9 protein-coding genes are annotated in these 14,412 nt (G+C 55.4%); 4 read left to right on the top strand and 5 right to left on the bottom strand.

Annotated elements, in window-relative coordinates:
• The first annotated feature begins 149 nt into the window (after positions 1-149).
• Positions 150-2,087 (top strand): esterase/lipase family protein, encoded by a 1,938-nt coding sequence (locus B7G66_RS11460; RefSeq protein WP_050772114.1) that lies wholly within the window; start codon positions 150-152, stop codon positions 2,085-2,087.
• A complete protein-coding gene (locus tag B7G66_RS11465; RefSeq protein WP_003619874.1) occupies positions 2,084-3,094 on the top strand; it encodes an Lnb N-terminal periplasmic domain-containing protein in 1,011 nt (336 codons plus the stop codon). The genes B7G66_RS11460 and B7G66_RS11465 overlap by 4 nt, the downstream gene beginning before the upstream one ends.
• A 210-nt stretch (positions 3,095-3,304) precedes the next feature.
• Here the strand turns inward: B7G66_RS11465 and B7G66_RS11470 are convergent, their stop codons facing one another.
• The 5 genes from B7G66_RS11470 to B7G66_RS11490 all read right to left on the bottom strand — a co-directional run bounded on the left by B7G66_RS11470 (position 3,305) and on the right by B7G66_RS11490 (position 11,402).
• Complete coding sequence (locus tag B7G66_RS11470) at positions 3,305-4,666, bottom strand: amino acid permease (protein WP_003619875.1); 1,362 nt, start codon at positions 4,664-4,666, stop codon at positions 3,305-3,307.
• Positions 4,667-5,018: 352 nt separating this feature from the next.
• Positions 5,019-7,478, bottom strand: a complete 2,460-nt coding sequence (locus B7G66_RS11475) for a TonB-dependent receptor (protein WP_003619877.1) — start codon at positions 7,476-7,478, stop codon at positions 5,019-5,021.
• Positions 7,479-8,733: 1,255 nt separating this feature from the next.
• Positions 8,734-9,411 carry a GntR family transcriptional regulator gene (locus B7G66_RS11480; RefSeq protein ID WP_003619880.1) on the bottom strand — a complete coding sequence of 226 codons (678 nt, stop codon included), beginning with the start codon at positions 9,409-9,411 and terminating at the stop codon, positions 8,734-8,736.
• A gap of 55 nt (positions 9,412-9,466) precedes the next feature.
• Positions 9,467-10,465 (bottom strand): 4-hydroxyproline epimerase, encoded by a 999-nt coding sequence (locus B7G66_RS11485; RefSeq protein ID WP_003619882.1) that lies wholly within the window; start codon positions 10,463-10,465, stop codon positions 9,467-9,469.
• Between the two features lie 43 nt (positions 10,466-10,508).
• Positions 10,509-11,402 carry a dihydrodipicolinate synthase family protein gene (locus tag B7G66_RS11490; RefSeq protein WP_003619884.1) on the bottom strand — a complete coding sequence of 298 codons (894 nt, stop codon included), beginning with the start codon at positions 11,400-11,402 and terminating at the stop codon, positions 10,509-10,511.
• Between the two features lie 73 nt (positions 11,403-11,475).
• Here B7G66_RS11490 and B7G66_RS11495 point away from each other — a divergent pair, with 73 nt between their 5' ends.
• Positions 11,476-12,753 carry an NAD(P)/FAD-dependent oxidoreductase gene (locus B7G66_RS11495; RefSeq protein WP_003619886.1) on the top strand — a complete coding sequence of 426 codons (1,278 nt, stop codon included), beginning with the start codon at positions 11,476-11,478 and terminating at the stop codon, positions 12,751-12,753.
• A gap of 24 nt (positions 12,754-12,777) precedes the next feature.
• Positions 12,778-14,358 (top strand): aldehyde dehydrogenase (NADP(+)), encoded by a 1,581-nt coding sequence (locus B7G66_RS11500; RefSeq protein ID WP_003619888.1) that lies wholly within the window; start codon positions 12,778-12,780, stop codon positions 14,356-14,358.
• Positions 14,359-14,412: the final 54 nt, after the last annotated feature.

The following is a 14,412-nucleotide window of genomic DNA, read 5'->3' on the forward strand; positions in this document are numbered from 1 at the left end:
GGGGGAGATATATTTCAAGCCTTGCCCCTCGCCATGGAAGTCCGATCATTGGCCATGAAATGATGGTGCGTCATTGCAAGGAATGGTTGTAGTGTGAAGACCGCAGGGGATTTTTCCCATTAGTGCAGTTTAGGTACCTGATTTTTGCAATGAAACATAGTTCATCTCGCCATCTCCATCCTCCCCGGCCCCGCATAAAGGGCCTGGCACGCACTGCCGCAATTTTCACCCTGACGATGCTGGCGGCATGCGCGGGGCCGGTTGAGGTCCGGCATGTTTCCCTTATCAAAAGCTATAACAACGCCCGCCTGACCGCGTTACAGGGGCATGGCCTTGGTCCGAATACGCAGATCGTCCTAAGGCGGCACGGGCTGGCCCCTCTGTGGGAGCGTCATCCCGATCGCGCGATCGAAACCCTGCGTGGGCTGGCGGGCAAGGGCACCGGCGATGAACTGCCAGATATGCTGTTTGCACTGGCGGAACTCAGCTACCGTCAGGGCCTGCGTCACCGGCGGGCGGCCGATTTCCTGGCGGCTGCGGTTTATGCCTACGCCTTCCTCCAACCCGGAGAGGTGGGGGGACCCAGCCCCTATGATCCACGTTTCCGGCAGGCGGCCGATTTCTACAATCTTGGCCTGACGGCGGCATTCCCCGCCCCCGTTGCGATCATAACGCAAAACCGCCTCCTGCCGTTCGGGGATATCGAACTTGGCGCCGACCCGGCACAACTGCACTGGCATGGCCGCCTGCTGGAGAGTTTCCTACCGACGGCCACACTTGCCGTCAGCGGCATAAGCAATGTCTATCGCACCCCTGGGCTGGGCGAGGCCCTGACCGCCCTGGGCCGCCCTGAGGATGGCACAATAGAGGCCACAGGCGACGGGGCACAGACAGGCATGCTGTTTGACGTTTCCACCCGCCTGCGGATTCCCACCAGCATGATGTTGGAAATCCGCAATCCACGCGCGCAGGTACTGACCGGACACCTTCATGGGCGTCTGGTTGTGCATGTCATGGATGACACTCCCGGCGTTTCCATCCCGCCCGCATATAATCAGACAGCCGCCCGCGCCATCAGCCTGCATGAAACTGCATTATGGACCAAGGAATATCGCGGTTTCTTTGATGGCACCACCTATGATGGGACGCAACCTCGACTGGTCGCGATGACGCCACACCGGCCTGGCAACATGCCCGTCGTCTTCATCCACGGCACAGCCTCCAGCCCGTATCGCTGGGCCAACATGGTCAACGATCTTCTGGAAGATCGCACCATCCGCGATCATTTTGATTTCTGGTTCTTTTCCTACGCCACCAGCAACCCCATCCCATATTCCGCATGGCAACTGCGCCGTGCCATCACCCAGGCGGTGGACAGTCTGGGCGGCACAAAGGCCGATCCCGCACTGGGACATATCACGCTGGTGGGACACAGCCAGGGGGGGCTGCTGGCGCGTATGCTGGTTATCAACCCGGGAGACAGGCTGTGGGATGGAACGGCGGGACGTCCGCTTTCGACATTTCACCTCAATACCCGCACGCGGCAACTGATCAAGGACACCATGTTTCCGACCCCGATGCCTGAAATACAGCGGGTCGTCTTCATCGCCACGCCACAGCATGGCAGTTATCTGGCCGGGATGTCACTGGCCCAATTGGTTGGCGGTATGGCAAGCCTGCCATGGCGGGTCAGTGAAACCGCGCGCGAAATTGTCACCGGTGCAGGCGACAGCACGCGTCTTGACAATCGTATACCACGATTGGGCAGTGTCTATGCCATGTCCCCACGCAGCGCCTTCATGCGGACGTTACCCACAATCCCGATCATGACTGATGTGCATACGCATTCCATCATCCCGGTCTGTGGCACGGGGAACCCGCTATCCAACGCGAATGATGGCGTGGTGTCGTATGAAAGCGCCCATATCCCAGGAGTGGAATCCGAACTGATCGTACGCCATTCAGAACATTCCACGCAATCCAATCCGTTTACCATCGCCGAAATACAACGCATCCTGCTGCTGCAACTGGCCCAAAACCCTGCTACCGCCCCACAGGGTTCGTCCGTACAGGCCGCAAGGCAATGAACTGGCGCAACTCACTCAGGTGGGGCGGTCATATTACGCTGGTCCTGTATGGTGTGCTGGGGGCGGCGGCAGTCTACTACTCCACCATTCAGCCGGACGTGCTGCGGGTGGGAGGCGCCCTGGTTTTTCCCATCCTGCTGTTTGGTAGTGCATGGATACGCCTGCCGCGCCGCAGGCGTATCCTGCGCACGGCATTGGTCGGGGGTATGGGTGCATGGTATGTCACCGACCCGCCGCGCAATGATCGGTCATGGGCACGCGAATATGCCATCCCCGCCGACGCATGGCGCGACGGTAATGACGTCCATGTCCATAATGTCCGTAATTTTCGGTATCGCACGCCAGATGACTATCTTCCCGCATGGTATGATGCGACCTATCACCTTGACGGGTTACAGAGTGTTGACCTCGTCACCTCTTACTGGGCAGGGGACTCCATTGCACATGTTTTCCTGAGCTTCGGCTTCACAGATGGGCAACACCTTGCCATTTCCATAGAAACCCGGCGGCAGGCACGTTTTGCCTATTCCACCATTGCCGGTTTCTTTCATCATTATGAACTGTTCTATGTCACGGCGGACGAACGTGACCTGATCGGCGTGCGAACCGATATCCGGCGCGAACGTGTCTATCTTTATCGCCTGAATCTGTCGGCACAGGTACGTCAGCGCCTGTTCATAAGTTATGTCGATGCAATCCATGACCTGATCCGCCATCCACAATGGTACAATACCCTGACAGACAACTGTACCACCGGTATTCTGGCACGGGCAGGAGCACGACTGCGCTACCGGCTGGACTGGCGCGTGATCCTTAGTGGCCATACAGCGGCCATGGCTTATGACATGAACCTGCTGGGACCGTACGATTCCACCCATCTGCCGGATTTTGCCGCCCTGCATGAAGCAAGCCATATCATCCGCCCCCCCGGTGCAACTCCGGGGCCGGATTATTCAATTGCAATCCGTGCCAGCCTGCCGCCCCCTGAAGGAACCGGCGGAAAATAAGCGGCCGTTTTTACGACCCTGTTGATACATAAGAGACTGTTTAAAAACAACCTATTGGTAAGGAATGACAACCCCGTCTGGACAGCGACCTTCGAAGATTTTTAAAAATCTTCGCAAAAATTTTATCATTCCAATGGGGTGTCGGTTCCATATTTTCAGACAGGCCGCCAAAAGCATCCCATGTTTTTTGATGCCACCCGGTTCCACGGACTATGGATATCCCTGTCCCACCGATGTTGTGCTGGCGCGATTACGGCGGCGTGCCACCACCTGCCACCCGTCATAAAGACAGACAAAAAACACGGCATTCAACAGGCTGGCGATGGCCGTCATGCGTTCCGTCGGATCCAGCAGCATTGCCACAAAGACCATGCAGATCCCGCCAATACTTACATATCCCTGCCAGATACGACCCATCGTATTCCTGCGACGCATCATTACAAGGTAACTGACCGCGATCAGCAGATAGACCAGCAAGATGACGCCGCCACTGCAACTTAGCAGGAAAGAGAAGATCACGTTTGGCGACAATATGGAGCAGAATGCGACAACAAGACCAGCAAACGTACTGGCGATCAGGGCCGACCGCGGGGCACCCTGTGCCGAATGCCGCGCCAGCAGGGCAGGGGCATTGCCTGAGCGTGCAAGTTCGGCAAGGATACGCGATGTTATGTAAAGGCTGGAATTCAGGCATGACAGGATCGCGCTGAATACGACAACACGCATGATCGTTGCGGCACCGGGAACACCCATGACACTCATGGCGGCGATGAAGGGAGATTTCCCCGCCGTCACCTCAGTCCATGGCACGATCGCAAGCAGCAGCATGATGGATGTCAGGTAAAATACCGTGACCCTGACACCGATACTGCGTGTCACACGGGCAACCCCCACACGTGGGTTAGCGGATTCCGCAGCCGCCACCGTCGCAACTTCGGACCCGATCATGCTGAACATGATCGTCGGTATGACCGCAAGTATGGCCGTAATCCCGTGGGGGGCAAACCCTGCATGCCCAAGGTAATTGGCCCGCACGGAAATGCCTGGCCCAAACATATGCCCCACGAAAAGCACACCCATCACGATGAACATGATGATGCTTGCGACCTTCATCAAGGATAGCCAGAATTCACATTCCCCGAATACATCCACCGACCGCAGGTTGACGGCCATCAGCACAAGGATAATGCCGACCGCCAACAACCAGATGGGCAATGCGATCCAGTCCTGCATCAGCAGACCGCCTGCGATGGCCTCGCTCCCCATTGCGACCACCCAGAAAAACCAGTACATCCATCCCGCGACAAACCCGGACCTGCTGCCATATCCCTGCCGGATATATTCCACGAACGAGCCCAGGCCCGGTTGCTGCATCACCATTTCGCCCAGCATGCGCATCACAACCATAATCAGTCCGCCGCACAGAGCATATGCCAACAGAACCGCCGGGCCGGCCACGGTAATGGCGGAACTGCTGCCCACGAACAGGCCCGCCCCGATGACACCACCAAGGGCGATCATGGCAATATGGCGATTTTTCAGCGTTCGGCCAGAAACGGCATCCTGTGTCATCAAATATCCTTCGTGGGCCACGGACCGTCTGTGGCCCGCCAGAACCGTCTGCTGCCCATCAGGGAAAGGGCGACATAATGTTAGTTCCTGTGTGCTGGGAACGATACCACCTTTCATGGCATATGTCCAAAATCGTAACGTAAATCTTCTTTATATTCTTATATTTTCCATATTTTATTACATATTTTTCGCTTCAGATCCGAAAAGATATCATGCGAATTTCAGGATTTTATATTCTGAAACTGATCTCACTTTCCATCATGTTTATTTATAAAATTCAATAAAACAACCATATTACTCTCCCACACCATGCAGGACATGCGATGGTGTGGGGTAACGATATGCTGTGTAATCAGAAATCGGCCTTGATGGCGCCAAAGGCCATACGTGGCGTGCCAAGCAGCATCGACTGATCACCATAGGCAGATGCGCCATTCATCGGGTTGCCATTTTCCCCCATCGTCGCGATATAGCGGGTATTGGTCAGGTTGGTCAGGTTGAAAGACAAGGTCAGGCCACGCAGGAAACCGCCAAGGCGCGGACCGGTATCGCTGGTCTTCTTTACATGCCATTGCAGGCCAAGATTCGACAGCCAGTAACCCGGAATCCGGTATTCTCCCTCATAATCATAATTACGCTGCCCGACATAATTTCCATCAATATAGAAACTGAGTGAACGCCAGTCATAGGACAGCCGTGCTTTGTACATGAACCGCGGATAATTCACGACCTGCTTGCCCTTTGTGGCATGTGTGCCGTTGGAATCCGTAATGTTATCGTCATAAACGGCATGGTTGTAGCTGACGCTGTTGGTGATCGCGAGGTTACGCAGTGGCGTTATCGTCAGGGCCGCATCCACGCCATTCATGGTCACGCCGCCCACATTGGCAACACTGGAAATCGGGTTGACCGCAGGACCAGACGTAATCTGTTGCAAGCGATTGTTGAAATTCGTGCGATAGGCATAAACCGAAGCCCCAAGCAACCGGTCATGATACCGATAACCGATGGCATAGGTCCACGCTGTCTCCGGCCGCAGGGTGCTGCGCGCATCGTTATAGGCGGTTTGTGTCACCGCAAACGGCGAGTTGGACAGCTTGAACCCTGACTCCGCATAAGTATGGACATTTTCTGAAATGTCGATGAACAGCTCATGACGTTTCAGGAATGTCCAGTCCACGCCAATATGTGGCAGGAAGGGCTTGGCAATTGTCTGGCTGACGCCACTCGTGATATTACCGATATTGCCGTAATAATCCTGATTCAGATACCCATCACCCACGCGTGTTGTATTCAACAGTGACTTGAACCCGAAATGCAGCGCAAGATTACGGATCGGACGATATGTATCCTGCACGAAGGCGGTGAAGGTATTCGTGTTATAGTTCTGGTTGAAAACCTCGGCAAACGGGTCTTTGAAATGTCCCAGTGGATTGACAAGGTTGCCCTGCACGACGCCGTTGACGACATTGGGTTCCGCATACTGGTACATCGGGGACTGATAATCATTGTTTTCATACCAGACGCCACCACCAATATGATTATGCGCGATATCATATGTGACCTGCGACAGCACGCCAAAGCGCCGGATGGAAGGCTGCTTGACCAGTTCGCTCAGGGGGGAGCCATTGGGTGAACCACTATAGGGCGTGGTCCAGGTGGTCTGCTGTGATTCCCCGTGACCATAGGCAGTGGTTGTCCAGCGCACCTTGTCCGTCAGTGCCAGGTCAGCCTTGAGATAGCCTACGATGTCGTCCTGGTTGGTCGCCCCTTCGTAATAGGATGCATCCGACGCATCACTCAGGTTGCCATATCCGGCGGGATAGCCACCGCCCTTGTTCTGTGCCGCCAATGCTGCGTCATAGGCACGGATATAACCGCTTGCCCGGCCATTATAATAATTATCGGCATTGGGGCCGAGATGATTGAGAATATCAGGCGACATGTCCTGATATTCCAGTTCATGCAGGTCGCTCCAGTCGAAATAGGCGGAAAGTGAGCTATTATTCCCGATCGGCTGAACCAGCTTGGCATTGACCTGCTGATAGAACTGCTCCCCGTACCCTTTCCATTTATCCTGATCATTGCGCATATAGGATGCATAAAAGCGGGTGCCGGTGCTGTTCAGGTCACCACTATCGACCCGTGCAAATGTATGGAACGTATTAAAACTACCGAAGCCCTGATTGACCGTGCCGCCGAGCTTATGGCTCGGGTCAGTAGTGGTATACGCCAGGGAACCCCCAAGATTATTGGTCGCCGCCACATCTTCGGCGCCCGCTGACTGCGACACGTCAATGCCCTGTACATTTTCGGACGAAACAGCCAGAACGGGATTCAGACCGTTATAATTTCGATATGTCATTTCACCCAGCGGCACACCATCAAGCGTCATGCCGATTTCCTGCTGCTGGAAACCATGCATGAAGATCTGCGTACTCCACGTACTGACGCCCTGCGCATCGGCGGACTGGAAATCCACACCGGGCATGGTGTTCAACGCCGCCATCGGGTTGGTACCCGGTGGCGCTGCCTCCAGCAGTTTCTTGCCAACAACCAGGTGCGCACCATGCACCGTGCGATGTGCCGAAACCGACAGGGATTCAGGTGCGGCACGTGAACGGACCGGACCGGTATCATGCGTCGTGGCCGTATGATGTGCTGCATGTACGCCCATCGGGCGCATATTGCCCCGCGATGTGGCATGTCCTGTCTGGATCGTACTGGTGGCGGCATAGACCGAATGTGAGGACACGCCCGACAGGACCGTTGTCATCAAAAGCAGGCCTGAGAAAATTTTACGGTTGCTCATGCGTCTGTGTTCCTACCGGGCGTATGGACAGGAGAGGGTCACAACATGCGCGGGCACATCACAGCCCATGGCGGCAACCCGGTTTAACAGTCGGTGGAACAGGTCGTTTTCATACAGCATCATTCCTAACCCCTCTGTATATATTTTAGAATACCAAGAACAAAAACATGAAACCTGCATGAATATGAAAGTATTCCCTGAATATGGCACATGACCAAAGTGTCTTTTCCGTCACAATCACCTGACATCGCTGATGTGTGGAATATTGCAGAAATTGGTATGGCTTCCCCCTTTGAGGATTTATGCATCTCAAAGTCAGGATTTCTGTGGGAAAATTGCTTTCATTAAAAGTGTTTCGTTGTTTTTGTTTCCTAAAACCCCGCGATTGGTATCGAATATATCGTATACCGTGCATGAAATATAATATATGATCAATACGTTTCCGCATTATTTTGCGACAAAAAAGAGATTGATTCCCCAGATCGTTGCATATTTAACACACAATTTACGGCGGAAAGTTCTAAGAATATGTTTGTTTATTTTAAAAATAAGCAAAGAAAATTCTCATGAATTTTAATGATTTATTCCATATATATAATAATTATACAATGAAATGAAATTATTATAATGGATCATATTCCATTCATATGCTCTGGAATTATATCACGGTATAACTTGAATCAAAACTACAGCTTTTACTTACAATCCACTTTGCGCGCACATCTGTACAACGACAGACGTCAGCATGTCACCATCTGCCCAAAGATGCAACATCATATATTATATGATGTTGCGATTTTTATATATAAAATATTCCATTCATGTCGCGAAATAGGGCATATTTAGAATAAAATATATGCACATGCCATTATTTTCATCATATTGGATATGTCAGGCGAACTCTCCGCCCCGTTCGTGCTGTTATATCCGGCGTGCCGCAGGTTGAAACAGCACTGAATGATTTGCGAATAATGTCCTGATAAAAAACAATGAATACCGAATCATTTTTCGAAAAAGCTAACTGTCGAGGATATCACGGGAAAGATTCCTCGAAATTTTCAGGGCGTTGCAATTATCTTTCCGACAGTTCCTTGGGGGCTGTCGGAAAAAAACAGGTCCAACAACCCGCTGAAATCATGAATATTGTTGGTCGATATTGTCCTGGAAACGCTTTGAAAAATGTCAACTTCTTGAAAAAAGGCATAGATCAGAATTTTTATTATTGTATTTCAGTTGGTTATCCGAAAATTTCTTATTATTTAGAACCAGCACGCGGCAGTTCCTTACGCAGATCCTCATGTGTATCGCGGATATGGTTGCGTGACAGCTTCAACAGGGTCTTTTCATCCCTGTCGATCCAGGCCGCCAATATCTTGCCATGTTGTATGTTGGCCTGTTCCGGTCGCCCCATCGGACCAAGATGAAAACGCACATATCGGTCCGCGATGACATTAAGGCGTTCAATCATTGTATAGGTTAACGTGCCCGCCCCAGGGCGGATCAGGGACATGTGAAAGGCGCGATTACATTCCCCCCAATCCCCGTCGCCCTGCATGCAGGCATTTCCCACCTCCGCCAGCATGGCGCGCGCATGTGCATGATCCGCAGCCGTGGCATGCCGGCTTCCTGCTACGGTAGCTGTTGGTTCAAGTTGCAGCCTCAGCGCAAAGACCTCGTCCGCTTCTTCCGCGCTCAGTGTATTGACGGTGAAACCGCGATTGACGTGTGACCTGACCAGGCCATCCTGTTCCAGGCGGGCCAGGGCCTCACGCAGCGGGATCTTGCTGATTCCCAGTTCGGCTGCAATCGTATCTTGGCGTATGGGCTCTCCCTCCGCCAATTCTCCTTGCAGGATACGTTTGCGAATCAGGTAGTAAAGCTGATCCGCAATGGTGCGTATCTGCAGCGATGCGGAATGGCGTACGATGCCCATGCACAGGGGGCCTTTATGCAAGATGTAAGGTCAGGACTGCAGCGGATGGCCGGTTTCAGACCACCTGGAAACCGTTGCTGAAAACATCTTCCTTATCAATCCAGATCGTATTGAACCCGGTTGAAATGGCGCTTCCCGTAATCAGCGGAACGATCGCCTGATGGTCGCCTACTTTCGTCTTGCTGTCGATACGTCCGGTAAAACGGCTGCGGATATAGCTTTCATGGATGAATGACTGTCCCTGATCAAGGATTCCCTTGTGCGACAGATGTGCCAGTCGCGCCGATGTCCCGGTGCCACAAGGGCTACGGTCAATGGCTTTGTCACCATAGAACACGGCATTGCGTCCCTGACGTGCGGGATCTTCACCCGGTTCCGCCCACAGGACGTGGCTGACCCCCTTGATTGTGGGGTCAAGCGGGTGGACCGGGGTATAGGCCTTGCGCACCAGATCACGGATCACGGGGCTGAGCTCAAGTATACGGCGTGCGCCAAGTTCATCGAGCGTATGGTATGCGCCCTGCGGTTCCACGATGGCATAGAAATTCCCGCCATAGGCCACATCCACCGTCAATGGGCCAAAACCCGGCAATTCAATGGAAATCCCGGTTCTGGCCACCCATGCCGGCACATTGCGGATGGTGACAGACGTCACCCGGTTATGTGCATGTGTATAGGTGATGTCGATTATGCCCGCAGGAACTTCCAACCGCAATTCACCTTCTTTGCGGGGTTGCAGCAGCCCATGTTCCAGCCCGAATGTTACCAACCCGATCGTGCCATGGCCACACATCGGCAGGCAGCCACTGGTTTCAATGAACAATATCCCCCCATCCGTATCGGGACGGGTAGGGGGATACAGGAAACCGCCGGACATCATGTCATGGCCACGGGGTTCGAAACACAGTCCGGTGCGTATCCAGTCGAAACGCGTCAGAAAATCCTGACGCCGCTCGCTCATGCTTGTCCCGCGCAGCAAGGGCGCCCCGCCCGCGACCAAGCGGACGGGATTGCCCGCTGTATGCCCATCAACACAGAAAAACGTATGTCGCATTGTCATATCCCTGATGTAAACGCGGCGGACGCAGGCGTGTGGCCTATTGTGCGCAAGGGCGTGTGGCGGCCGCTTTTTCCACCATGGCCGTGACTTCGGCGCGACGCGCGCCGGTCAGGGGCATGCGTGGCATACGGACGCGTTCATTGCCACGCCCCATGATCTGTTCCGCCAGCTTGATCGACTGCACCAGGTCATGTTCCGCATCCAGATGCAGCAAGGGCATGAACCAGCGATAGATTTCCAGCGCCCGCGCCATATCCCCCCTGTTCAATGCCGCCACCAGCTCGACCGATTCCTGTGGAAATGCGCTTGTCAGCCCTGAAATCCAGCCCGCTGCCCCCAGGGTCAACCCCTCGAACGCCACGTCATCCAGCCCCGCCATCATGATATAGCGTGCGCCAAACGCATTGACCACATCGGTATAGCGACGCGTATTGGCTGAACTTTCCTTAACCGCAACGATCGTCTTCACATCCGTCAGCTCTTGCAGAACCTCCATGCTGATGTTCACGCGATAGGCGGTGGGATTGTTATACAACATGATCGGCAGGTCGGACGCCCCCGCCACGGCCTTCAGATGGGCGACAAGCTCCGCTTCCTTGGGGACATAGACCATCGCTGGCAGAACCATCAGCGCATCTGCACCAATCCGTGCGGCATCGGCCGCGAACTTCACCGCGCGCGGCGTCGTCAATTCGGATACGCCCACAATAACGGGCACACGCCCTTTTGCCGTTTCACATGCGGCGGCAAGGACCTTCAGCTTTTCTTCGGGTTCCAGAGAATTGTTCTCGCCACATGTTCCCATGATCGTCAGGCCATGGACGCCATCGCCGATCAGGTTATCCAGAACTGTTTGCGTCGCTGTAAAATCGATCGACAAGTCCGGGGCGAACTGCGTGGTCGCCGCAGGAAAAACACCTGTCCACTGCATTGGAACTCTCCACTTGATTTCGATATCGTTTCGTCTATCGTATACGTATTGATTTGGAAAGGACGAAATATCCATGCCCCCAAAATCCGGTCGCGTTGCATCCGCTGTCGTGGTCGGGGGTGGGGTCATAGGGCTTTCGTGTGCGCTGCGCCTGCGACAGAAGGGATTTTATGTCGTGGTCCTGAATACGGGTGAGGCACGCGACGCCGCGTCATGGGGGAATGCAGGGCATATCGCGACTGAGCAGGTGATGCCGCTGGCCTCGCCACGCATGCTCCTGTCCGCACCGGGGCGCATGTTCACGCTGACGGGTGGGGCGCTGGATATCGGCTGGCGGCATATTGGTACATGGCTGCCATGGGGCATGCGCTATGTGCGCGCGTGCGCACCTTCCACGGCGCGACGCGGACACATGGCCCTGCGTGACCTGCTATCGCACGCCATGCCCGCATGGCGACGCATGGTGGGTGATCTTGGTGCGCCTGACCTGCTTATCGACAAAGGGCACCTGATGCTTTGGGATGGAACGACCGACCCACGCCGCGCGATGCGTGCGGTCATGTCGTCCGACCTTGGGAGCGCAACGGCATGTGCCATGACACGGCAGGAACGCGAAAGCCTGATCCCGTTGCTTGGGCATATTCCACGCGCAGGGCTGGCTTTTGGCGGAACAGGGCAGGTCCGTGACCCCGGATTGGTGCTGACAACATTGCAGGACCGTCTGCACGCGGAAACTGGATGCGAACTGCGACAGCAACGCGTTATCCGGGTTTCATCCGGCCCGTCGGGGGCGCAGGTCATCGTGCAGGATGGCACATCCCTTACGCCTGATATCGTCGTGATGGCCGCAGGGGTGGGGACGCGCGACCTCGTCCATGGCTGGACGCCCCCGCTAATCGCGGAACGTGGTTATCATATCGAATGGGACCATGGCGGCATGCCCGAAGGGCCACCGATGATCTTTGCAGATCACGCCGTCATCGTATCGCGCTTTGAAGCACGGATGCGGGCTTCGACGTTTGTTGAATTCACCCGTGCCGATGCACCACCTGACATGAGGAAATGGCAGAAACTGGAACATATGGTGCAGAAAATCGGCCTGCCCGTCAGGTCCGGCTTTTCCCGCTGGGTCGGCTGCCGCCCCACTTTACCCGACTACTTGCCTGCCATCGGCCGTATTCCCGGGCTGCCGGGGATCATCGCCGCGTGCGGACATCAGCATCTGGGCCTGACACTTGCGCCATTCACGGCGGAAATTGTGGCAGCCATAGCCACTGACGAAGACATATCGCTGAACCTGCATCCCTTCCGCCCGGATCGCTTCGGACGGACACATGCACGAAAGGTATAAAATATGACAGGAGGAAAAGAAAATATGACATTAAGCGGAACCTTGCTGATCGGGCAACGCGATGTCGGGGGTGACACGCATTTCCATGCGATCAATCCCGCAACGAACGCACATCTGGAACCGGCCTTTGCCTGCGCCACGTCCGCAGATGTGGATACTGCCTGCCGTCTGGCGTCCGACGCATTCGATCCCTATCGTGCCGTATCATTTGAAAAACGTGCGGTGTTCCTTGAACGGATCGCATCCTGCCTGGCCAAGAATGCCGATGCCATCATAGCGCGCGCAGGCGCGGAAACCGCATTGCCCGAAGGACGCCTGCGCGGAGAGATGGGGCGCACAATGGGGCAGTTACGTCTGTTCGCCACGCTGGTGCGGCAGGGGGAATGGAGTCAGCCGCGCATTGATCCTGCATTACCCGACCGCACGCCAATGCCGCGCGCCGACCTGCGCCAGCGCCGTATTGGCGTGGGGCCGGTTGCTGTATTCGGTGCCAGCAATTTCCCGCTTGCGTTCTCTGTCGCCGGTGGTGACACGGTTTGCGCGCTTGCTGCGGGATGCCCGGTGATCTGCCGTGCCCATCCCGCACATCCGGGAACCAGTGAACTTGTGGCGCGCGCCATCCGCCAGGCAATTCAGGACTGCGCCCTGCACGAAGGGGTTTTCTCCCTGCTGGGTGGGATCGGGCATGAGGTGGGGGAATGGCTGGTAAAGCATCCTGCCATTATGTCAGTCGGTTTTACCGGCTCTTACGCCGGGGGGACGGCCCTTGCGGCAATCGCGGCGCAGCGTGCGGTGCCCATTCCCGTATTCGCGGAAATGGGCAGCATCAATCCGGTCTATCTGTGTCCGCAGGCATTGTCCGCACGCACGGAAACACTGGCGCGGGAATTTGTCGGTTCCCTGACCATGGGGGTGGGGCAGTTCTGTACCAATCCGGGCATTGTCATCGCCCTGGAAGGAGAGACGTTCGAGGCCTTTGTCCACACAGCCGCGCAGGACATCGCCACACGCCCGGCGATGACGATGCTGACACCAGATATCCATGCTGCCTATGATGCAGGGGCGGGGAAGCTGGCGCGATGTCCGGGCGTCACGGTCGTAGGGCAGGGGACGGATGACGGGGCACCCAATCGGGGGCGGCCGATGCTGTTACGTACGACAGCCGCTGACTTTATGCGTGAAAGCATCCTGCGGCACGAAGTTTTTGGCCCGGTCTCGCTTCTGGTTTCATGTCCCGATATCACCACGCTGCATGCCCTGAGCGAAAGTCTGGAGGGGCAGTTGACCATGACCTTGCACATGGATGACGGCGACATTGACTTTGCACGGATGCTGCTGCCGGTTTTCGAACGCAAGGCAGGACGCATTGTGGTCAATGCGTGGCCCACCGGAGTAGAGGTCAGTCCTGCCATGGTCCATGGCGGCCCGTTCCCCGCCACCACGGACACCCGCACCACATCGGTAGGGACTGCTTCCATTGAACGTTTCTTGCGGCCAGTCTGTTATCAGGATCTGCCAGACATTCTTCTGCCCCCTGAACTGGGGCGCGCCAACCCTCTTGGCCTGACACGGCTGGTGGATGGAAGGCCACAGGCCGCCGCCTGATCCAGTGTCCGCACCGGCGCACATCTGTCCATGACCTTGTGCGCCACGCATCAA

Origin of the sequence: Novacetimonas hansenii JCM 7643, assembly GCF_000964405.1 — a bacterium.
Classification (GTDB): Bacteria; Pseudomonadota; Alphaproteobacteria; order Acetobacterales; family Acetobacteraceae; genus Novacetimonas; species Novacetimonas hansenii.